Source organism: Nonomuraea glycinis (assembly GCF_014646515.1).
Taxonomy (GTDB): domain Bacteria; phylum Actinomycetota; class Actinomycetes; order Streptosporangiales; family Streptosporangiaceae; genus Nonomuraea; species Nonomuraea glycinis.
This window is the reverse complement of record NZ_BMNK01000044.1, coordinates 1-667: the sequence shown is the minus strand read 5'-3', so window position 1 is coordinate 667 and position 667 is coordinate 1. Positions and strand designations below refer to the sequence as shown.

Genomic DNA, 667 nt, shown 5'->3' with positions numbered 1-667 from the left:
ACTTCGCACGGACCTGTGTTTTTAGTAAACAGTCGCTTCCCCCTGGCCACTGCGACCACCACCAGCTCACAGAGCAAGTCCGATCACCAGCAGAGGTCCCCCTTCTCCCGAAGTTACGGGGGCAATTTGCCGAGTTCCTTAACCACAGTTCACCCGATCGCCTTGGTATTCTCTACCTGACCACCTGAGTCGGTTTAGGGTACGGGCCGCCACAACACTCGCTAGAGGCTTTTCTCGGCAGCATAGGATCATCCACTTCACCACAATCGGCTCGGCATCACATCTCAGGATTAATGCGGGGCGGATTTGCCTACCCCACTCCCTACATGCTTACCCCAGGACTACCATCGCCTGGGCTGGACTACCTTCCTGCGTCACCCCATCGCTTACCTACTACCCGATCGGACCGAGCGTTCACTCTGACCCCAAGCCCGAAGGCTTTAGGCGAGTTAAGGACTCTTAGCATCACGAGGTTCAGTATGGGCGCGTTAAAGCGGGTACGGGAATATCAACCCGTTGTCCATCGACTACGCCTGTCGGCCTCGCCTTAGGTCCCGACTTACCCTGGGCGGATTAGCCTGGCCCAGGAACCCTTGGTCATCCGGCGCGAGGGTTTCTCACCCTCGATTCGCTACTCATGCCTGCATTCTCACTCGCACAGCCTCCA

The 667-nt window shown here is 57.4% G+C and carries 1 rRNA gene; it reads right to left on the bottom strand.

What is annotated here, in order from left to right:
• Window positions 1-667, bottom strand: a 23S ribosomal RNA gene (locus IEY87_RS45320); the annotation flags it as partial.